Genomic DNA, 22,661 nt, shown 5'->3' on the forward strand with positions numbered 1-22,661 from the left:
TTCATGAATTACTCCTAGATCTCAGGTTACATCCCCTGTTCCATGTTCCCTACCATAGCAACTAAAACCACAGCAGAACGGGGGCTGAGATGATAATATTTTCCTATAATTGGTCGGGCAACATTCAAGCGACTAATATCATTAGGAACCGCTAAGGCCGTATCTACTAAACGATGCCAACGTTCTCCTTTAGAGAGGGGAGGTAATTGAAAGTTTAAGGGTTCCCAATAGGAATTTAACATAATGTGGAGATGTTCGCCTTTTTGGGGATGATATAAACTAAAAGAAATAGTGCGAGAACTGTCATGTAAGTCAGGTTTTCCTATTTTGACTCCATGCCAAATCACATAGGGCAAATCACCCTCTATATTCATTTCTAAAATATCATCTAATTGAAAGAGATGGAGTTCTTTTTTAAAGCGGATTAAACTTTTCACAAACCGCAAGACATCAGGATGTTTCCCGACATCACTCCAGTCAAACCACCCCAAAGGATTATCCTGACAGTAGGCGTTATTATTTCCAAATTGTGTCCGACAAACCTCATCCCCCATTAACATCATCGGAGTCCCTTGAGACAATAATAAAATCACCCACAGATTTTTAATTTGTTGCAGGCGTAAGGCTTGAATATAGAGGTCATCCGTCGGCCCTTCAATGCCACAATTCCAACTAAAATTATATTCAGAACCGTCTCGGTTTTCCTCTCCATTAGCCTCATTATTTTTTTCATTATAACAAACTAAATCATGCAGGGTAAAACCATCATGACAGGTAACAAAATTAATACTACAATGTACTTCTCGATCGGGATGGGGATAAATATCAGGACTCCCCATAATTCGATAGGCTAATTTTTCAATTTGTCCTTCATCTCCCTTGACAAAACGACGGACATCATCCCTAAATTGTCCGTTCCATTCCGCAAAACGATCGCCCGCTAAAGAACCCACTTGATATAATCCGCCAGCATCCCAAGCTTCAACAATTAATTTTGCCCCGGCTAATACGGGGTCAGATTTAATAATCCATAAAATCGGGGCATCTTCAATCGGATTTCCTTCTTTATCCCTGGATAAAATTGAAGCCAAATCAAAGCGAAATCCATCGACGTGCATTTCTGAAACCCAATATCTCAGACTATCAATAATTAACTGTCCTGAGATTTCATGATTGGCTTTAATGGTATTTCCGCAGCCACTATAATTACTATAATACGCCGGATTATCTTTTTCTAAAATATAATACATACTGTTATCAAGTCCCCGAAAAGATAAGGTCGGGCCTTCTTCATTCCCTTCGGCGGTATGGTTATAAACCACATCTAAAATCACTTCAATTCCAGCTTTATGAAAAGCCTTGACCATATCTCGAAACTCATTAATCGGGCCAGAAGCATCTTGATTAGAACTATATTCCCGATGGGGAGCAAAAAATGAGATGGTACTATATCCCCAATAATTACTGCGAGGGGGAACTGCATCCTGTTCATCAAATTGATGAATCGGGAGTAATTCAACAGCCGTAATTCCTAAATCTTTCAAATAGGGAATTTTCTCAATTAATCCCGCGTAGGTTCCCCGTTTTTCAGTAGCAACTCCCGAATTAGGATTGCGCGTAAAACCGCCAACGTGCAGTTCATAAATAATTGTTTGGGCGTAGGGTAATTCTAAAGGTTTATCTCCTTCCCAGTCATAACCTCGCTTATCAATCACCACTCCTTTTAATGCTTGGCTACAATTATCCCCTGGAATAGAAGCGGCAGCCCGACTATAATTTTCAGTATTAACAATGGCTTTTGCATAGGGATCTAATAATACTTTCTGAGGATCAAAACGATAGCCTAATTCCGGTTCATATAAGCCATAAACTCGATAGCCATAAATTTGTCCGGTTTGAATTCCAGGCACAAAAATATGCCAATAATAAAAGGTTTTATTATGTTTAGGATCAAAACGAATCACCCTGGTCGGTTCATGGGCATCGGGGGTATCAAATAAAAGTAATTCTATAGCGGTACAATTTTTAGAAAAAATACAAAAATTCACCCCATTAGCATAAACTGTGGCTCCCAAGGGGTAGCTTTGACCAGATAAAATATCAAGATGCACGCTTTTAACTCCTTGCAAGTTTTCTCGATTATTAGTTGCTGTATTCAAATGTTGTTTTCTAGGCAATGTTTAACCCAGATTATCATTAATTGTGATCAAGAACTGATCGCTGGTGCTAAAAACGCGATAAACTAGCAGAAAATCCCAATAAAACTGTGTGTTCAGTTGAATGTCCCCTTCAGAAACTCCTTGCTTAAGTATTGCGATCGCTCGGATGAATACCTCCGTTGCCCATCATTTTGCAATTTGGGTGGTACAATCTCCCGATTGGAATGGATATGTTCACCATGATAGTAGCTGGCCCGAACCCCTTTCCCAAACTTGGCAAGCGTGGTTAGAACTATTTTCGCCCCATAGTATTCCTAATGGTTTGTGTTCTCCTCCTCCTGGCAATTTGTCCTTAACTGCTGCTGCCAATTCGGGGCGACAACTTAGTTATACCACCCGTTTAATGCAGCAATTTGGGATTAATCTCTGGCAGTGGTTATTTCAGGGATCAATTCAAGCTAGTTTACACCGCAGTCAAGGGATTGCCATTGGCCAGGATCAACCCCTACGCATTCGCTTAGACCTGAGAGATCCTGATTTAATCCCTATTCCTTGGGAAACGATGCAACCCCAAGGCGGTCAACCGGCGATTTCCCTTAGTCAAAATCTGTGGTTTAGTCGTACCACCTTTGATGTTAACCCCCTGCCTCAGCGTTTGGTGGCTCAAGGGTTGAATATTTTGTTGGTTTTGGGGGAAAGTCAAACCCCTGGGTTATCCCATAATTCGGAATTATCGAAATTGGCCTTAGAAAAAGAAGCGATCGCCCTGGGTAAAGCCTTTGAACAATGTGGCATGGATACCCAGGGAAATCGAGTCGAGAGCGGGGTTTACTGTGGCGTTAAAACCCTGATTGAACCCACTGTTGAAGAACTGATTGCAGAATTAGAAACCGACCGTTATAACGTTTTATTTTATGGGGGACATGGAGTACCAGCCCCCGATGGTGGGTTATTATTTCTGCGTCCCGATACGACCGTTAATGGGACGGAACTGGCCCAGGTCTTAGTCCGATGTGGGATTATTCTAGCGGTGTTTAACGCCTGTTGGAGTGCTCACCCGGCTGTAGAAACGGTGTCAACCCCATCTAATTCACTGTTTCAAGCAATTCCTAGCAGTAGTTTAGCTAAGGTATTTATCCATCATGGGGTTCCGGCGGTGTTGGGTATGCGGGACTCCATTACCGACGGCGAGGCGTTAACCTTTATTCAGGCCTTTGCTAGAGCTTTAGGGGAACGTCTTCCCGTGGATCAGGCGGTGGCCATCGCCCGTCAGCAGTTATTAGCCCTATATAAGTTTAATCAACCCGCTTGGACGTTACCGATATTATATATGCACCCGGAATTTGACGGGGTGTTAGTCCAGCCCTTAGAACGGATTAGGACGGAAATGCCCAGTAGTTCGGTGACGGGGTTTGGGGATGTTCTTAGGGCGTGGTTACGACTCTATAACCCCGGGAGTAATACCCCGGCCCAGGTTTTGCCGATTGATACCGGATTAATGCGGGTGGGTCGCGGAGAAGGGAATGATGTGATTATTTCTGAACAGTGGGTTTCTTCTAAACACGCCGAAATTTTTTGTCGTCATAGTTCCGATGGCAAAACCCAACCTAATTATTTTTTAAGGGATTTTTCTCGCTATGGAACTCTGGTTTTTCATACTCAAGAATGGCAACGCATCCACCATCAAGAAATTCCGTTAATATCGGGAATGCAGTTAAAATTTGGCAGTTCTCAGGGGCAATTGTTAGAATTTGTAATTGAGGGGGAATTATGAATTACGAATTATGAATTACGAATTACGACTGATATCAAATAACGAGAAGTATTACTCCTGTTCCCTATTCCCTATTCCCTATTCCCTGTTCCCTGTTCCCTGTTCCCTGATTTATGACAGAACCTAAAATTTTTCATCTAATTAATCGTTTAAGTTTTGGTGTCACCCCAGGACAAATTCAACAGGTGCAACAGATGGGAATTGATGCTTATATTAAGACTCAACTGCAACCGCAAACGATTTCCTATCCCGCCGATTTAACTGAAAAACTTAATCCTTTAAATACATTAGTTTGGCAACCTGGTGAAGTTATTCTAGCAGAAAAACAAACCATAGAACAAGCCAAAACCCTCGGTTTAGATAGCAAATCCATGATTAAAATTAAGCAAAGTTTTAATCAAAAAATTATCCAGCAAGCCAAACGAGGACGTTTATTAAGAGCCTTTGCCAGTCCTCGTCAATTAGAAGAAATAATGGTGGATTTTTGGTATAACCATTTTAATGTATTTTTTGGTAAAGGTGATTTAACTCGACAGTTTTTTAGTTCCTATGAACAACACGCTATCCGACCCCATGCTTTAGGAAACTTTAGACAATTATTAGGGGCAACTGCCAAACATCCCGCCATGTTAGTCTATTTAGATAATTGGCAAAATACTGCACCAGGAAGTCCGGGGGCAAAGGGCTCATTTAAAGGGTTAAATGAAAATTATGCGCGAGAATTATTAGAATTACATACTTTAGGAGTTAATGGGGGTTATAGCCAAAAAGATATTATTGAATTAGCCAAAATTCTAACCGGATGGGGACTATTCAAACCGATTGAAATAACCTCAACTAAATCGGGATTTTATTTTGACGAAAGCCGCCATAATTTTAGTGATAAATTATTTTTAGGAAATTCAATTAAAGGTAGTGGTATTAATGAAGGAGAAGAAGCTCTTAATATTCTAGCAAGACATCCTTCCACAGCCCAACATATTAGTTATCAATTAGCTCAAAATTTTGTTAGTGATACTCCTCCCGATTCCCTCGTCAAAAAACTAGCTAAAACCTTCTTAGATAGCGATGGAAATATTGCAACTGTTCTCCAAACCCTATTTGCAAGTACCGAATTTTGGCAACCTAATATTTATCAAACTAAATTTAAAACTCCCTATAGATATCTAGTTTCAGTCATGCGAATTATCGGTACAGTTACCAATTTTGAACCCTTAGATGGTATCCTGAATCAGTTAGGAATGCCCCTCTATGGTTGTCCGTCTCCCGATGGGTACAAAAATATTCAATCCGCTTGGTTAAATCCCGATGCAATGGTTCGTCGTAGTAGTTTATCTGTTCCCTTATCTAACGGATTACTTCACGATGGAAAACCCATTGATGCTAATTTTTTAGCCTCGACATTAGAAAATAATTTCTCCCATCAAACTCGCTCCGTTTTAGAAAAAAATTCCCCGAATTTAAGAGGAGCATTAATTTTAGGAAGTCCAGAATTTATGATGTATTGAAAATATCCCATTTTATGCTATAATTAAAAAGATTAAACCCAAAACGGGGGTCATGATGAATCAAACCCTAGAACAAGTAATCTGGACAATTCAGGATGTCGAGGGACTACCGGAAAATGAATGGATACGTTATGAAATTCTCAATGGAGAACTATTTATGACTCGCTCTCCCCATCGTCGCCATCAACAGGCTTGTGTTAAGATTTCTACTCAACTGGATACTTGGTCAGAGTCAAGTAAGTTAGGAGTCACAATTTTTGCTCCGGGTTTAATCTTTTCTGATACTGATAGTGTTATTCCTGATGTGGTTTGGGTGAGTCATGAAAGACTCGAACAAATTGAAGATGAAGCCGGACATTTAACCGGAGCGCCGGAATTAGTGATTGAGGTTTTATCCCCTGGAAAACAAAACGAACGTCGAGACAAACAAGCTAAATTAAAACTCTATTCTATTACCGGAGTTCAGGAATATTGGATTGTTAATTATTTTACCAAACAAGTTGAAATTTATCGCCGGGAACAAGCACAATTAGTTAAGGTCGCCACCCTATTAGAAATGGATGAAATCACATCACCGTTATTACCTGGATTTAGTGCAATTGTTCGGTTATTTTTTCCTTAAACCGATAATTAAAAGCCTGGGAACGTACAGCTTGAAAATCTGGTATAGAATTGGTTTTTTCTAAGTTATCTTTGAGTTGATCTAACTTTAAAATAGCCTCTCCCACTGACGCCGCTAATAACGGGGGGACTGCATTACCAATTTGTCGCCATTGTTGGGATGATGTTCCATAAAAAATATAATGGGGGGAAAAGATTGGATAGAGGCGGCTTCTCTGGGCGTCAAATAACGATCTTCTGTGGGATGATAATAAGTGGTTTTATTTGTGTTAATTGTCCCTGAATGGGAATACCGATCTAAACGCTTTAATTTCGTTTCTCGAAATCGTTCTTCTCGAATTGTTTTCCAATCTATATCATACCATAATGAAGCAGGAAGATAGGCTAACTGATCTCGTTCATAACGAATTCCTTTACCTTCTGGGATATAATGAATTCTTTTTATTTCTAATTCATTTTTAATTTCAGCCGTTTTCAAATCATGGTTAAAGGTTTTACCTTCAAACTCTAATAAGTTGTTAAACGCCCATTCCACCGTGCGGGGTAAGGGTAAAAGATCAGGATCTTTTTCCGAGTCTTTAAATCGTTTTTCTGGATAAATATTACCAACTCCGAAACGATTTCCTAATAAAATAGTCCGTCGTCTGGCTTGGGGAACACCATAATGATGGGCGGATAATACCTTGACATCGACAGTATAACCTAATTGGTTAAAACTATTAATAATTAATGTTAATGTGCTTTCATTCTTTTTTGCTAATAACCCGGTAACGTTTTCCAGAATAATAAAGTTAGGTTTAAAGGTTTCTACCATTCGCAAAAACTCAAAAAATAGAAAATTTCGATGATCTTTTTGATTATTTGTCCCAATAGTTGAAAACCCCTGACAAGGAGGGCCACCGCAAATTAAATCTACGGTTTGATTTCCAATAATATCTTGAATGGATTCGGTTGTAATTTCGCGTAAATCTCCTAAAATTGTTTGAGAATGGGGATGATTAGCTTGAAAGGTTTCTAAGGAATATCGATCAAAATCTATTCCTAATAAACAGTTAAATCCTGCCATTTCTAACCCACAGGACATTCCGCCTGCGCCGGAGAATAAATCAATAAAGTTTTTCATTTATTTGGGTTGAGTTAATACACTGACAGGATTAATTATAATGTTTTTTATGTCTTAAAAATAGGATATTAAAGCCAATTTAAACATATAAAAGTTGATTTATAATTTCATCAGCCGTTAGAGTATCTAATAAAATAGCAACCCGTTGAGCGATTTCATGAGGACTTTTTTGAGGGACAATAATAATTCCTGAATGGTTTTGTTTTTTAGCAATATATTCTAAATGCAATCGTTCAAAATCAACTCGGTTATGAGTCAGTAAACATCGATCAACTTTTGCTGTATAAATTAACTGATCTTGATCGGATTTTCCTAACATTCCTTGTTCTAGTGATGTTGTCACATTAAAACCTCTACTACGGAGTAAAGTTGCAACTAGAACAGAAACATCTTCATCTGTATATAGTGTTGCAAATAATTTCATGGTTTTTTCATAGCAGCTTTAACAGCAGGATGAACTAATTCTTCAGGAATGCGATTTTGTTCAATATAATGATTAATTTCCTCTTGATTATCTAAATAGAAACTCAAGGCATCAAAGACCTGTGCTAATGTTAAATGTGGTAAATGTATCGGGATTTCTTCAGGAGATATTCCTAAACGCCATAACCCAACAATAGCTCGCACTGAAGTTCGAGTTCCTAAAATGATAGGTTCACCTTGAAGGATTTCATGGTTACGACTTACATAACGAGAAATGGATTGTACAGTCATATCAACTCATACAATAAAGAATTTATAATCCCTCCATAGTATCACATTCTAACATCAAAATCCCAGGAATATAATTACAATGCAGGAACATCAATATTAAGTTTAAAGTTGGCTTCTTTTGAGCCAGAAACTTCTATAGAATAATCTCCACTAATGGGTAATTCTCCTTGCCAAGTTTTGCTATTTTTAATAGTACCAATATTTTTACCATTAGGATCTAAAATATTAATATCAACTGTTCCTTCCTTTACATCAACGGACATCTTTTGTCCGGCGGCACATTCTAATTTATATTGTCGTTTTTCTGTGGGTTTAATCATACCTGTAACCGTTGTTCCCGTTGCTCCTGGGTCAAATTTAACCCTTTCGGTGGCGTTATTAGCTTGAGGAGAAATAGAAGGAGTTGGAGTTGGGGTTGGGGTAGGAGTTGGGGAAGTGGTGGGAGAATTAGCAAAAGGAGGTAGGGGTTGTAAGGGTTGTGTTCCTGTCGCACCATGAGATCCTAAACTCATTTTTAGATCAAAAGTTGTAGCTCCTTTTAAAGCTGTTAAAACAATTGTATATTGACCTGTTTGGGGTAAATATTTAGTTTTAATTAGTTGTCTATCGGGTGCATAAACCCAAATACATAAGTTATCTTCCGTCCGATAATTTAACTGTTGACCCGCTTTAGCAGAAAATTGATAAGCTAAATAACTTCCTTGGCGAATTTGGCCAGATTCTTTGGTATTAATAGCAGTTAAATTGATTAACTTAATATTAGGCGGAGCTATATTTCCTGAAGGTTGTTCAGAACATTGTTGAATTTTATCCGATGAACTAGAGTTAACAATATTCATCGTCGTCGAAAGTTGTCGCCAATGTTCCGATAGGATTTCACAACCTGTTAATAAAAACAATAATAAAAATAAACTTGTTTTTTTCATAAAAATATCACTATTCATTAAATTTTATCCTGAATTTTAATTTAACTTAACCGTTGTTTAATCCATAAACCAAATAAAGGTAAAGCTAATTGATAGCCTAATTCTGAACCATAAATTAAGCCTTTATGTTGTAAACCAATAATCGCCCCTTGTAAACTGCCGCCTCGGGATAAATGATGTTTAGTAATATATTCTCGACTTTGGGGTTTATCTGTAGGATCTAGGGCTAAAGACTCTAATAATTGGGCTTGAGAAGACGGAAGTAATACTAACAAAGACTCAAATACCGTTGAAAAATCTGCTAATAATTCCTGTAAGGTTTCTTCAATTTCCCGATTTCTAATTAGACCATTTGTGCTTTTAACTTTACACAAGCGACGCACTAAAGCCGAAGCATCTCCGATATGTCCTTGCACCGCTTCTAAAAAGTATTGTAATGCTTGCGATCGCGGATCAAAAGTCAAATTTTCCCGATGTAAAACCCCGTGCGCCCAAGCCGCAACCACATCATTAGATAAGGGCGTTAACTGCACAATATCTAAATTTTGGTGAAACTCCTCTTGATTACTTGTTTCAGCTAAAGTAGCAACTAAAACATAACTTACAGAACTTTGCTGTTGAATTTCTTGACGCAATAACTTTTCCCAATCTCCCTGTCGATCCCAAGAGCGAATATGGGGAAACCCTTGCAAAATCAATACCACTTGCCGCTCAACAAATTCTGCTAACTGTTGGGGAAAATGAATTAATAATTTATAGGCTTGCCAAACTTCTTCTGGTTTCGCAATTAACCGCAAGCTTTTTGCCATATTTCCTTGCCAGGAAAAAAATTGAGCCGCCTCTGTATTTGTCCACTGTTGCAAACACTCAATGGCTTGGGGACTTTTCACCGCCTGGGATATCCCCTCACATAACAGTTGCGTCAAGCGTTGGCCATCGGTTGCCCGAATACAGTCCACTTCAATAATTTTTGCCCCAACTTCCGTCGCCGCCCTTCTGACCAGGGTTCGACGGCCACTGCCCGGCACTCCGGCAATTAACAAATCTCGATCACGGGCTAATGCTTGGGTGATCTGTTGAAATTGGCTTTGCCGTCCAAAGGTTTCTAAGGGGGCTGCTAACTCTGCTATATCCATTGGTGTCTATTGAACAAGCTAATTGCTGATATTACCATTTTTGGGATGATTCCCCGATCAAAATGTAAATTAAGATCAATTTCCCACTCTAAAGAAGGGAAATTCAAATATTTTTTTATAAAGGATAAACCGCTTGAGGATTCAATTGTCTACGACACATTTCTCGCCGTTCTAAATTATCGGCATAGCATTGGTTAATGGTTATTTTTTTCTGACCCATAGCAACAATACTTTCAATTAAAATAACTTCCGATGGATTCTTGACGACTCGACCGAATATCCCGGTTTCTCCCGGTTTTAGTTCCGTGGGATTAACCGTTGCTTCCCCGGCTTCTATTTCAACTAATTGATCATTTTGTTGTTGATATTCTCGATAAATAACTTTTAGTGATCGCATCGGTGTTGAACTATTATTTTTAACTTTTCCTTCAATCGAATAACGAATTACTGGGTTCTCTCCAAATCTCACTAATTTAACATCACTGACAGTCAATTCTGAGTTTTGAGATAGGATTACAGACGGAGAATGTTGGGATGAATCTGACGGAGAAATAGGAGGATTTGAAATCGTTTTTAAGGCAGGTGTAAGCCCTGCAATCATCACAAATACTAAAACCAAAGGCAAATCAAGTGGCATAATTAAATCTCCTGAATCAGAGTATTATTCTAATCAATAGGGTAAAGGTCGAATCTTCCCAAGGATTCACCGAGGAAAGTCAAGGTGAAGAAATTCTTACCCTGAAATATTACAATATTGGCACAGATTAACATATACAGGGTTTAAAATAGGAATTGTATTGCAGTTGGTATTAAAACAGTGTTGGAATATCCCCTATTGCTTTTAGTTGATGGTCATTCGTTGGCGTTTCGCTCCTATTATGCCTTTGGCAAAAGTCGCCAAGGGGGTTTACGCACGTCAACAGGTATTCCCACCAGTGTTTGTTTTGGATTTTTTAAGTCCTTATTGGATGTGATGGCGAGTCATAAACCTGATTATTTAGCGATCGCATTTGACTTAAAACAGCCCACTTTTCGCCATGAGGCTGATGAAAATTATAAAGCAGATCGGACAGAAACCCCTCAAGATTTTATTGAGGATGTGGAGAATTTAAAACTATTATTACAAGCCTTTGATCTTAGCATTATTACCGCCCCAGGTTATGAAGCTGATGATATTTTAGGGACGTTATCTCATAGGGGAAGTCAGGAGAATTATCGGGTTAAAATTCTATCGGGAGATCAGGATTTATTTCAGTTAATTAATCTGGAAAAAAATATTACTGTTTTACATTTAGAACCGGGTAAAGGAAGCAACCCTACGGAATTTTTAGCCGAACAGGTTTATCAGAAATTACAGATTTATCCAAATCAAGTAATTGATTATAAGGCATTATGTGGGGATAAATCCGATAATATTCCTGGGGTAAAAGGCATTGGGAAAACTACGGCGGTTAAATTATTAGGAGAATATGGGTCTTTAGAAAATATCTATGCCAATATCGAGGAAATTAAAGGAGCCACTCGCAAGAAATTAGAAGAAGGTAAGCCGGATGCTGATCATTCTCAAATATTAGCGCGAATTATTCAAGATGTGCCATTAGAAGTTGGTTTAGAAGATTTAAAATTACAAGGTTTTGATCCAGCTAAAATTCAACCGATTTTAGAACATTTACAATTGCAAACCTTTTTAGATAAAGTTAATCAAATTCAAAAGCAATTTAAAGGAAATATTCAACCAAAAACATCAGAAACTTCAGTTAATACCGAGGAAGATACCAGTTTTTTTACCAAAGAAGAAACCGAAATTTATCAACAACAAAAAACAGCAAATAATCCCGCATCTAAGATTAAATTGCGTTTAATTCAAACATCGGAAGACCTAAAACAGTTAGTTGCTATTTTACAAAATCATACTGATACTAATTATCCCGTTGCTTGGGATACGGAAACCACCTCTTTAGAACCGAGAGAAGCGGAATTAGTTGGAATAGGTTGTTGTTGGGGAATAGCGCCAACAGAGGTGGCTTATATTCCTTTAAATCATACCCAAGGAACGAATTTAGATAAAGTGGAAACCTTAAATATTTTACGTCCAATTTTAGAAAGCGATCGCTATCCTAAAACCTTTCAAAATGCTAAATATGATCGATTAATTTTTAGAGTTCATGGGATAGAATTAAAGGGCGTTGTCTTTGATCCGATGTTAGCAAACTATGTATTAGATCCTGAAGATACTCATAATTTAATTGATTTAACCCGCAAATATTTGGGTTCAGAATTAACAGCACCGAGTTATAATGAATTAGTACCAAAAGGAAAAACTATTGCAGATATTAATATTGCTCAAGTCGCCGAATATTGCGGAATGCAGGTTTATGTTACCTTTCAATTAGTCGATAAAATTAAAGCACAATTCATAGATAAACCCCAATTAATAAAACTCCTAACGGAAGTTGAACAGCCCTTAGAACCTGTTTTAGCTGATATGGAATATGGGGGTGTGCATCTGGATATTGACTATTTACAGACCTTAGCAGAACAATTAGATAAACAGTTAGAAATTACTGAAATTCAAGCTTATGAAGTGGCGGGAGAAAAATTTAATTTAGCTTCTCCCAAACAACTCAGTAAACTCTTGTTTGAAACCTTAGAATTAAGTACAAAAAAAACCCGACAAATCAAAACCGGATATTCAACGGATGTGAATGTTTTAGAAAAATTACAAGGAGATCATCCCATTATTGATATCATATTAGAACATCGAACCTTAGCCAAACTCAAGTCAACTTATGTCGATGCTTTACCCACATTAGTAGATGCTAACCAACGCATTCATACCAGTTTTAACCAAACTATTACCGCCACGGGACGGTTATCTTCTTCTGATCCTAATTTGCAAAATATTCCGATTAAAACCGAATTTTCGAGTAAAATTAGAAAAGCATTTATTACCGAACCAAACTGGTTATTAGTTTCAGCCGACTATTCTCAAATTGAATTGAGAATTTTAGCTCATTTAAGTCAAGAACCGATTTTATTAGAAGCATATCAAAATAATCAAGATGTCCATACTGTTACCGCTAAGTTATTGTTTGAAAAAGCAACCGTAACTCCAGAAGAAAGACGGTTAGGAAAAACGATTAATTTTGGCGTAATTTATGGAATGGGGGCGCAAAGGTTCGCCCGGGAAGCCAAAGTTAGTAGTGCAGAAGGTAAGATATTTATTGAACGATTTAATCAACGTTATTCTCAAGTTTTTGCCTATTTAGAAAGGGTGAAAAAACAAGCAATTTCTCAAGGATATGTCGAAACAATATTAGGACGAAGACGCTATTTTGATTTCCAAGGAGATAGTCTACAAACCTTAAAAGGAGTTGATATTAATGAAATTGATTTAACCCAATTGAAGAAAAAAATGGGTCAAAATGATTCCCAACTATTAAGAGCCGCTGCTAACGCCCCCATACAGGGTTCTAGTGCTGATATTATCAAAATGGCAATGGTACAAGTACATCAACTTTTAAGCCAATATCAATCTCAATTAGTGTTACAAGTTCATGATGAATTAGTCTTTGAAATTCCCGAAATAGAATGGCAAGAAATTCAACCTAAAATTAAGACAATTATGGAACAAGTGCTGCCTTTAAGTGTTCCTTTAGTTGTGGATATTCACGCCGGACAAAATTGGAAGGAAGCCAAATAATTAAATAATTATCCAATAACTGAGGGCTAAAGCCCAACAACGTAATTTTTAAACCATCCCCATCGGGAATTTAGTTTATAATAAAACGTTGAAAGTTCACTCAATTTAACAGCATTATCCATTAACAGCATGACCAATTCCAGCCCTATTAACAATATTCCTGAGTCTACTTGGAGTCGCCCCATTGGTTTAGGGTGGGAAAAACCCTATACCGTCCGCTACGCAAGTAATTTAGATGATGGCCCTTGGCACGGAATGCCTTTAGGGGGGTTGGGTGCGGGTTGCATTGGACGCTCCTCCAGGGGAGATTTTAACCTTTGGCATTTGGACGGGGGAGAACATATTTTTCAGACACTTCCGGCTTGTCAATTTAGCATTTATGAAGAAATAAACGGTCAGAAAAAAGCCTATGCTTTATCAACAGAATCCCCGGAAGATGGTAGTTTATCGGAATGGAATTGGTATTCAAATCAACCAGAAAATGGAACCTATCATGCCCTATATCCTCGCAGTTGGTTTGTTTATGAAAATGTCTTTTCCGCCCAATTAACTTGTGAACAATTTTCTCCAGTTTGGGCAAAAAACTATCAAGAAAGTAGTTATCCGATCGCAATTTTTGAATGGACTGCCCATAACCCAACAGATGAACCAATTACATTAAGTATATTATTAACTTGGGAAAATACAATTGGCTGGTTTACTAATAGTTTAGCCAGTCCAGAAGTGAAAGTTAGAGACGATGGAAGTCCAGTTTATGAATATCAACCTAATTGGGGAAAAAGTGCCGGAAGTATTAATAGATTAGTCGAAGACTTTCATCGTATTGGCTGTTTAATGACCCGCCCTAGTGTCAATGAAGATGTGCAGGAAGGAGACGGACAAATTGCGATCGCAACTATTACAAATCCGGCGGTTGAAGTATATTATCAAACCCGTTGGAACCCAATAGGAAATGGGGAAGATATTTGGCAATGTTTCTCAGAAGATGGTACACTTTTAGACCAAGAAAGTGATCAACCCGCCAAGGTCGGTGAACGAATTGCGGTGGCTTTGGCGGTTAAATTTACGATTAGACCAGGGAAAACCAGAAAGATTCCCTTTTATTTAGCTTGGGATTTACCAATTACTGAATTCGCATCGGGAATTAATTATTATCGTCGTTATACTGACTTTTTTGGTCGTAATGGTCATAATGCTTGGTCAATGATTCGCACTGCAATGAAACATTCTGACACCTGGCGAGAACATATTCAAGCATGGCAAAACCCAATTTTACAGCGTCAAGATTTACCGAGTTGGTTTAAAATGGCACTGTTTAATGAGTTATATTTACTCACCGATGGGGGAGCAATTTGGAGTGCTGCGGATGAACGTGATCCTATCGGTCAATTTGGGGTTTTAGAATGTTTAGATTATCGCTGGTATGAAAGTTTAGATGTGCGGTTATATGGATCATTTTCTCTATTAATGTTATGGCCGGAGTTAGAAAAATCCATATTAATTGCCTATTCTCGCGCAGTTTCTCAAGGAGATAATACTCCCCGAATAATTGGTTATAATCAGGCTTCAGCTATTAGAAAAGCCGTGGGTGCAACCCCCCATGATTTAGGCGCACCGAATGAACATCCCTGGGAGAAAACTAACTATACCAGTTATCAAGATTGTAATTTATGGAAGGATTTACCCTGTGATTTTGTCCTGCAAGTTTACCGAGATTTTCTATTGACAGGTGCAACGGATTATGAGTTTTTAAAAGATTGTTGGTCAGCGATGGTTGAAACCATCAATTATCTGAAAACTTTTGATCTTGATCAAGATTCTATTCCTGAGAATAGTGGCGCACCGGATCAAACTTTTGATGATTGGAAATTACAGGGAATTAGTGCCTATTGTGGAGGCTTATGGTTAGCCGCGTTAGAAGCGATGATTGCCATGGGAACACTGTTAGAAAAAGAAACCGTTACACCCCATCCTAATACGGTAATTCCCCTGTATCAAACATGGTTAGAAACCGCTAAACCTCTATATCAAAAAACCCTTTGGAATGGTCAATATTATCGTTTAGATAGTGGTAGCGGTTCCGATGTAGTAATGACGGATCAATTATGTGGTCAATTCTATGCTAAACTATTAGAATTGCCGGATATTGTTCCCCTAGATTGTACAATTTCGGCTTTAAAAACCGTTTATGATTCCTGTTTTAAAAAGTTTCATAATGGACAATTTGGAGCCGCCAATGGTGTCAGACCCAATGGAGAAGCAGTTAACCCGAAAGATACTCACCCCTTAGAAGTTTGGACAGGAATTAATTTTGGTTTAGCCGCCTTTTTCTTGCAAATGGGTATGAAAGCCGAAGCCTTAGAATTAACCGAAGTTGTGGTTAAACAAATCTATGAAAATGGCTTACAATTTCGCACACCAGAAGCAATTACCGCCGCCGGAACTTTCCGCGCTAGTCACTATTTAAGGGCGATGGCAATTTGGGCAATTTATTATCAATATAACAATCCTAAAAACCGTAACCTTAATACCAAAATATGATAAGTTAAAAAAAGTATTTTGGCGATCGCAACTTGAAACAAAAACAACCCTCTAGTTACAAAAAATTAATTCCCTATATTCGTACCCAAGGACAAACTATTACTAAAGCCTTGGTTTGTACGGTTGCATTTACCGTATTTTGGCCGTTATTAGCCTGGTTAGCCGGACAAATGGCGGGTTATATTGGTCGGGGAGATGTGAACGCTATTGCTCAATTAGCGGGGGTGGCGGCGGTTGTTTTCCTTGTCCGAGGAACGGTACAATACGGTCAAGATACCTTGATGGCAAAAGCTGCTTTAACGATTGTTTTAGAATTAAGAAAACAGGTATATCGTCATTTACAACGGCTGAATATTGGGTATTTTGAAACTGCCAAAACTGGAGATCTCGCCTATCGTCTTACGGAAGATATTGATAGAATTGGGGAAGTAATTAATAAATTTTTCCATCAATTTATTCCCTGTATCCTGCAATTAATTGTAGTTTTGGGATATATGATTTATCTTAACTGGCAATTAACTTTAGCTACTTTAATTATAGCCCCATTTATGGCGGTATTAATTGGTTGGTTTGGCGAAAAATTATTAACTTTTACTCGCCATAGTCAAAACCGAGTTTCTAATTTAGCCTCTTTATTAACAGAAGTCTTTAGTGGTATTCGCTTAGTCCAGGCATTTGCCGCCGAGGAGTATGAAATTAATCGCTTTAGTTTAGAAGCCGAACAAAACCGCAAAGCAAAATATTTAGCTGAACAAATTAAGGCTTTACAATTTGTGGTTGTTGGCTTTTTAGAAGCTATGAGTGTGATTTTATTATTCTTTTTGGGGGGATGGCAAATTTCCCAGGGGAATTTAACTGGGGGTGGATTTATTAGTTATGTAGCGGCGGTGGCATTATTAATCGATCCCATATCATTAACTACCAGTAATTATAGTGATTTTAAACAGGGTCAGGCTTCGTGCGATCGCATTTTTGAACTGTTAGATGTACAACCAACGGTTGTGGAAAAACCCCATGCTTTTATTCTACCCCATGTCACCGGAAAAGTTGAATATGCTAACGTTAGTTTTACCTATCCTAAAACCGATTTTTCCCAAAGCCAGGAAGATAATAAACCCGTTTTAGAAAATTTGAACCTATTAGTTAAATCTGGGGAAATGGTGGCCTTAGTGGGGCCGTCAGGGGCCGGAAAAACCACCTTAGTTACCCTGTTACCCCGATTTTATGACCGTCAATCAGGAACGATTAAAATTGATGATATTGATATTCAGGATGTCACCTTAAAAAGCCTACGGCGACAAATTGGAATTGTCCCCCAAGATATTACTTTATTCTCAGGAACTATCGCTCAAAATATTGCCTTTGGTCAATCCTATTATGAATTAAAAGATGTAGAAATTGCGGCAAAAATTGCTAATGCCCATGCCTTTATTATGCAGTTTCCTAATGGATATCAAACCCTAGTTGGGGAACGTGGCGTTAATTTATCGGGGGGACAACGACAAAGAATTGCGATCGCCAGGGCCGTATTATTAGACCCTAGAATTTTAATTTTAGATGAAGCCACATCCGCCTTAGATTCCGAGTCAGAAGCCCTAGTTCAAGAAGCCTTAGAACGATTAATGCAGGATCGAACGGTGTTTATTATTGCCCACCGTTTAGCCACAGTCAGACGGGCAACTAGGATTTTAGTATTAGAACAGGGTAAAATTGTGGAATCAGGAACCCATCAAGAACTCTTAGAAAAAGGCGATCGCTATGCTCAATTTTATGCTCAACAATTTAATACCTAAAAATAGCCAAATTTAAAATTGTCCTAATTAAAAAACACAGTTATTTTTAGTTAAAAAAAGGGAGATAGTAATGGAATTAAACCCGTCACCGGATGATGCAAATTTTAAGCGTCAAGTCCAAAAAATGCACCAAATTACCGTTTACAGCCGATGGGTGGTAATTGGACTTTTGTGGGTAATAGTTGCACCATTGAGTTTGTGGGGATTGCGGGAAGAAATTGCCCTTTTGCAAAACTATTTTACTTGGTCTGCGGTTCGCTATGGTTTAGCTTATAACCGTTTTGCAGCCGTTGGTTTAGGGTTGTGTCTCGGTACAACAACAGCCACATTAGTTTGGCATAGTCGTAACATTTTATTCGGGGTTTCTCCCGCCTATCAAAAACGTTTAGAACAGCAGATTTTTAAAATATTGAAACAGGGGCCCAGTCATCCGCTTTGGAAGTGGATTATGGTGACAGAGAATCACTAATCGCCTCTGTATCAAATTAAATTAGTAATTTCTATTCCCTTTATTTCAAACTTTGAACTAACCAGTTAAACTTCGCTTGAGCCAAGGCTAGAAATTCCTGTGTTTGTGAACTTAATTCATCGGGTTCTGGTTCATATTCCATCAGATCTTCGTAACCCAAACGCCGAATTGTTCCTCGCATCCGACTAGCTAAACACAGGGATAAACCTTGATAAAATCGGGCAGCAAATTTAGCATCACTGTGTATTTTACTATTAAGTTCAAATCGAGAAATTGCTAAAACCTGAGTCGTTTCTATGGCTTTAACCGTTGCCAAAGGAGGCCGACTATCAATAAAAGAAATTTCTCCCACCACTTCCCCCTTTGTAATTTGGGCTAATTCTCGATCTTCATTTGTACCGATCACCACACTTAATAATCCACTTAATACAAAATATAACGCATTAATTGGGCGGCTTTCATAAATTAGCCTTTCTCCGGGGGGGATTGTTTCTACCTTTGCTTTATGGACAACCCAGTGTAGATCATCATTGCTTAATCCACCGATAAGAAACAGTGCTTTTTCTGTTTTATGAGTCATTTTTTAATGATATTTTTAGTAACTTTTATGGAGTAAATACAACCCGTTTTTTCTGAGCAAATTCTATTATAATCTTAGATTAGAGTTTTGTCTAAACTTTAATCGGAATTGTCAAAGATTAGTTTTCCCCTTTTGTTGTACCAATTCACATTCCATGAAAAATAGTGATTCCTCGGATAAATTGCCATCGACCGATCCCCCGAATGGGCAACCCTTACCCTCGATTAACATATTAACCATGTTTCGGTTAGGTCTGTTTCAAATGGGGTTAGGGATTATGTCTTTGTTGACCCTGGGGGTGATTAATCGGATTATGATTGATGAGTTAAAAGTTCCAGCATTGGTAGCGGCGGGAGCGATCGCTATGCACCAATTTGTTTCCCCGGCTAGGGTATGGTTTGGTCAGATGTCCGATGCTAAACCGTTATGGGGATATCATCGCAGTAGCTATGTTTGGATTGGGTTAATTTTATTTACCAGTATGGCATTTGTAGCCCTACAAATAGTTTGGCCATTAGGTGCTAGTATTCAAAGCAATGGATTCAATGGAATTGCCTATTTGTGGGCGGGTTTATTAGCATTAATTTTTGCTGGATATGGTTTAGCTTTAAGTGCAAGTTCCACCCCCTTTACGGCCCTATTATTTGATATTTCCGATGAAAATAATCGTTCTAAATTAGTCAGTATTGTTTGGTCAATGCTGATGGTGGGAATTGTAATTGGAGCAATTATTAGTTCTAAAATTCTCCATCGTCCCGAACTCTGTGGTGCAGATCTTTTAGTTGATAATCCCATCGCCACATCAACAACTACAAATTTACCCCAATTACAAGCCTCTGTTAATCTGTTATTTATTATTATCCCATTAATAGTAATCGGTTTATCTTTTCTGGCAACAATTGGTATTGAACGCAAATTTTCTCGCTACAAATTGCGCTCAAAAATGGTTGAAAGGGAAGATCAAATTACCTTTGGTCGCGCCATTAAAGTTCTCACCGCCAGCCGACAAACAGGATTATTTTTTAGCTTTTTATTGGTGATGACTATTAGTTTATTTATGCAGGATGCTGTATTAGAACCTTATGGCGGTGAAGTGTTTGGAATGTGTGTCTCTGAAACCACCAAATTAAATGCGTTTTTTGGCATCGGAACTTTAATCGGAATTGCTACAACCGGATTTTTAATTATTCCCCGGATCGGTAAAAAAAATACCGTCAAAATCGGCTGTATTGGAGTCGCAATTTGTTTATTATTCTTTATAATAGCAGGTTTTTATGCTAATGCTGGATTATTGAAAGGAGCGTTATTATTGTTTGGTTTAAATTCGGGGATTTTGACAGCAGGAGCGATTAATTTAATGTTAGATTTAACCTTAGCTGAAACTGCCGGAACCTTTATTGGAGCCTGGGGTTTAGCACAAGCCATGGCGCGGGGATTAGCCACGGTTTTAGGGGGGGCAATTTTAGATTTAGGACGGGCAATTTTTCAGGTTCCTTTCCTCGCTTATGGTTCGGTTTTTGCCGTACAAGCTGTTGGCATGATTCTAGCAATTGTATTATTAAATCGTGTAAATATTCGAGAATTTAACGAAACAGCCAGACAAGCGATCGCCAATGTTTTAGAACAAGAACTAGATTAATTGTAGAGACGTGCCATGGCACGTCTCTACTGATTATCACCATAATCCTCGCACGGGTTTCTCCCCTCCTACGGGGCGACAATTACCATAGAGAACTTTACAAACATCGTTAATTTTATCTTGATGGAGCAGGGGAGTTTTAAACCCTTGGAATAATGGCCCTGTAATGATCATCTCATATTCTTGTTTCGTCATTTTTTCAATAGAAATTTGAGACAAGGTTAAATCAGGGGTTAAACTGGAAACTTTTTGTCCGGCTTCAATTGTGAGCGGGTTAGGATTATTTAGATCATTTTTTGATAATAATTTAATTTTACCTTCTAAAACCTGAATTGTCCCGGTTGTAACATTGGTTTGGTTATTTTTATCAACATTTAACACATAAGTTGTACCTTGAACTCCCGTGGCAAATCCTAAGATACAACCATTAGCAGGGCCAGAAGCAATGAAAACCCCTGCTTGGATTTCCGCACATTGACCAACCGTAATCTTAGAATTTTCTGCCATTCTGCCATTAGCACCTGTGTTAAAATCAATTTGAGCGCGAGCTTGTTCGGTTCTAATTTCCTGTCCTAATGTCGCTTTTTCCGTGACTTCAGCCACTTGATTTTCAATAAATACTTGATTATTATTACCAATAATATCAGTCAAAGTAGCAAGATTAATTTGTGCCAAAGCCGGAAAATTAACTAAAGACAGTCCCCCAATTAAACCCAAAACTTTGCTTAGGTTTAAAAGTCTATCCTGACAATTAACTTCCGGTTTTAAATTTAACTTAAACTTCATTTTAATAGTCCTTTATTCAAAAATACATTAATCTTAGATTAACCCCTTCACCCGATTAAGAATAAAAGGAGCAATATCATTAACCGATAGAATATGTTGGGCAGCCCCTAAAGCGATCGCTTCTGCGGGCATTCCAAAGACTACACAACTATCATGATTTTGGGCAATCGTTAACCCACCCTGATCGAAAATAGCCTTCATTCCATCAGCCCCATCCCGGCCCATTCCGGTTAACAAAACCCCCGCAGCACTGGCTCCATAACAGTCAGCAACAGACTTTAAAGTAGCTGTCACCGCCGGACGATGACCCGCCAGTGGGGGTGCATTTGAATAGGAAAAACGACCCGTATGGCTAAATTCTAAATGGTATCCGTCTGGGGCAAAATAAACCGAGCCCGCCTGGGGAAGTTCACCGACCATGGCGATTTTAATAGATAAATTGCATTCCCCATTTAACCAACTGACTAACCCGGGCAAAAATCCTTCGCTAATATGCTGAACACAAACAATAGGAACGGGAAAATTACTGGGAAATTGTGTCAAAATTGTATGTAAAGCTTGGGGGCCACCCGTAGAAGCACCAATCCCCAGAATTTTAATTGTTTGAGAAGATGCACCGAAAAATCTTGAGGGTTCACCTACAACTTTGGAATGGGGTGAGGATAAAAGAGTTTTACTGATCAGTGGAGGTGAGGTGATCGATAAATGGTTATTACTAACGTTGGGTTGGGATTTACGATGTTTAGTAAAAACTTTGACGCCCGCAAGCACTTTAATTTTTTGAATTAATTCCCGTCCGATCAATTCATAATCCGAGGCTAAACCCGTTGTCGGTTTAGGAAACACATCAACAGCCCCAGCATTTAACAGTTGAAAAACATTTTGAGTATCATTGGATTGAACCGAAGCACTGATCACCAAAATCGGACGGGGATAAATTGCCATGACTTCTTGGATAAATTCCAGTCCGTTCATTTGGGGCATATGAAAATCCGTACAAATCACATCCGGTTGGACAGTGGGCACCAATATCAATGCTTCCTTACCGGTTCGAGCCGTTCCTACAACAATTATCTCGGTCGATGTTGATAAAATTCGTTTGAGAATAATCAAAGCAACAGCCGAATCTTCAACTAGGACAACTCGAATTGGCATTTTACAGTTAGTCACTGATTAGATAGATATTCCT

The 22,661-nt window shown here is 38.4% G+C and carries 18 protein-coding genes; 8 read left to right on the forward strand and 10 right to left on the reverse strand.

Translation table 11 applies throughout. The features are described 5' to 3' along the window. Positions 1 to 26: 26 nt before the first annotated feature. Positions 27 to 2,111 (reverse strand): glycogen debranching protein GlgX, encoded by a 2,085-nt coding sequence (gene glgX / locus NMG86_RS11005; protein WP_026797637.1) that lies wholly within the window; start codon positions 2,109 to 2,111, stop codon positions 27 to 29. A gap of 169 nt (positions 2,112 to 2,280) precedes the next feature. Here glgX and NMG86_RS11010 point away from each other — a divergent pair, with 169 nt between their 5' ends. From NMG86_RS11010 to NMG86_RS11020, 3 genes are all read left to right on the forward strand, one after another. Next, complete coding sequence (locus NMG86_RS11010; protein ID WP_026797638.1) at positions 2,281 to 3,933, forward strand: CHAT domain-containing protein; 1,653 nt, start codon at positions 2,281 to 2,283, stop codon at positions 3,931 to 3,933. Between the two features lie 113 nt (positions 3,934 to 4,046). Continuing rightward, positions 4,047 to 5,441, forward strand: coding sequence for a DUF1800 domain-containing protein (locus tag NMG86_RS11015; protein WP_026797639.1), 1,395 nt, complete (start codon positions 4,047 to 4,049; stop codon positions 5,439 to 5,441). 55 nt (positions 5,442 to 5,496) lie between these two features. Further along, positions 5,497 to 6,063: a Uma2 family endonuclease gene (locus NMG86_RS11020; protein ID WP_026786926.1), complete on the forward strand. Its 567-nt coding sequence runs from the start codon at positions 5,497 to 5,499 to the stop codon at positions 6,061 to 6,063. Positions 6,064 to 6,177: 114 nt separating this feature from the next. Here NMG86_RS11020 and NMG86_RS11025 read toward each other — a convergent pair whose 3' ends face one another. The 6 genes from NMG86_RS11025 to NMG86_RS11050 all read right to left on the reverse strand — a co-directional run bounded on the left by NMG86_RS11025 (position 6,178) and on the right by NMG86_RS11050 (position 10,598). After that, positions 6,178 to 7,185 carry a DNA cytosine methyltransferase gene (locus NMG86_RS11025; RefSeq protein WP_499103704.1) on the reverse strand — a complete coding sequence of 336 codons (1,008 nt, stop codon included), beginning with the start codon at positions 7,183 to 7,185 and terminating at the stop codon, positions 6,178 to 6,180. 79 nt (positions 7,186 to 7,264) lie between these two features. After that, entirely contained in the window at positions 7,265 to 7,609 is a 345-nt protein-coding gene (locus tag NMG86_RS11030) for a DUF5615 family PIN-like protein (protein ID WP_026786924.1), read from the reverse strand. After that, positions 7,606 to 7,899, reverse strand: coding sequence for a DUF433 domain-containing protein (locus NMG86_RS11035; protein WP_026786923.1), 294 nt, complete (start codon positions 7,897 to 7,899; stop codon positions 7,606 to 7,608). The genes NMG86_RS11030 and NMG86_RS11035 overlap by 4 nt, the downstream gene beginning before the upstream one ends. 74 nt (positions 7,900 to 7,973) lie before the next feature. Then, the gene (locus tag NMG86_RS11040; protein WP_052338697.1) at positions 7,974 to 8,843 is read right to left on the reverse strand and encodes a hypothetical protein; all 870 of its coding nucleotides are present in this window, start codon (positions 8,841 to 8,843) and stop codon (positions 7,974 to 7,976) included. A 23-nt stretch (positions 8,844 to 8,866) separates the two neighbouring features. After that, entirely contained in the window at positions 8,867 to 9,961 is a 1,095-nt protein-coding gene (locus NMG86_RS11045; RefSeq protein WP_026797640.1) for an ATP-binding protein, read from the reverse strand. Positions 9,962 to 10,076: 115 nt separating this feature from the next. Then, on the reverse strand, positions 10,077 to 10,598 hold the full coding sequence (locus tag NMG86_RS11050; protein WP_036831746.1) for an FxLYD domain-containing protein: 522 nt from the start codon (positions 10,596 to 10,598) through the stop codon (positions 10,077 to 10,079). 180 nt (positions 10,599 to 10,778) lie between these two features. On the opposite strand from NMG86_RS11050, the gene polA reads away from it, so the two are divergent. The 4 genes from polA (at position 10,779) to NMG86_RS11070 (ending at position 18,467) form a co-directional block, all read left to right on the forward strand. Beyond that, on the forward strand, positions 10,779 to 13,664 hold the full coding sequence (gene polA, locus NMG86_RS11055; protein ID WP_199918672.1) for a DNA polymerase I: 2,886 nt from the start codon (positions 10,779 to 10,781) through the stop codon (positions 13,662 to 13,664). 129 nt (positions 13,665 to 13,793) lie between these two features. Then, positions 13,794 to 16,205, forward strand: coding sequence for a GH116 family glycosyl hydrolase (locus NMG86_RS11060; protein WP_026797642.1), 2,412 nt, complete (start codon positions 13,794 to 13,796; stop codon positions 16,203 to 16,205). A gap of 32 nt (positions 16,206 to 16,237) precedes the next feature. Continuing rightward, positions 16,238 to 17,998: an ABC transporter ATP-binding protein gene (locus NMG86_RS11065; protein ID WP_026797643.1), complete on the forward strand. Its 1,761-nt coding sequence runs from the start codon at positions 16,238 to 16,240 to the stop codon at positions 17,996 to 17,998. Positions 17,999 to 18,068: 70 nt separating this feature from the next. Beyond that, positions 18,069 to 18,467, forward strand: coding sequence for a hypothetical protein (locus tag NMG86_RS11070; protein WP_026786917.1), 399 nt, complete (start codon positions 18,069 to 18,071; stop codon positions 18,465 to 18,467). A gap of 40 nt (positions 18,468 to 18,507) precedes the next feature. On the opposite strand, the gene NMG86_RS11075 is transcribed toward NMG86_RS11070, so the two are convergent. Next, entirely contained in the window at positions 18,508 to 19,047 is a 540-nt protein-coding gene (locus NMG86_RS11075) for a cyclic nucleotide-binding domain-containing protein (RefSeq protein WP_026786916.1), read from the reverse strand. Positions 19,048 to 19,201: 154 nt separating this feature from the next. Between NMG86_RS11075 and NMG86_RS11080 the strand changes: the two genes are divergently transcribed. Then, complete coding sequence (locus NMG86_RS11080; RefSeq protein ID WP_026797644.1) at positions 19,202 to 20,686, forward strand: BCD family MFS transporter; 1,485 nt, start codon at positions 19,202 to 19,204, stop codon at positions 20,684 to 20,686. A 36-nt stretch (positions 20,687 to 20,722) separates the two neighbouring features. On the opposite strand, the gene NMG86_RS11085 is transcribed toward NMG86_RS11080, so the two are convergent. After that, positions 20,723 to 21,472: a hypothetical protein gene (locus tag NMG86_RS11085; protein WP_043938697.1), complete on the reverse strand. Its 750-nt coding sequence runs from the start codon at positions 21,470 to 21,472 to the stop codon at positions 20,723 to 20,725. Between the two features lie 33 nt (positions 21,473 to 21,505). Further along, complete coding sequence (gene cheB / locus NMG86_RS11090) at positions 21,506 to 22,627, reverse strand: chemotaxis-specific protein-glutamate methyltransferase CheB (RefSeq protein ID WP_026797645.1); 1,122 nt, start codon at positions 22,625 to 22,627, stop codon at positions 21,506 to 21,508. Between the last annotated feature and the right edge of the window lie 34 nt (positions 22,628 to 22,661).

This window comes from Planktothrix rubescens CCAP 1459/22 (assembly GCA_904830895.1).
Taxonomy (GTDB): domain Bacteria; phylum Cyanobacteriota; class Cyanobacteriia; order Cyanobacteriales; family Microcoleaceae; genus Planktothrix; species Planktothrix agardhii.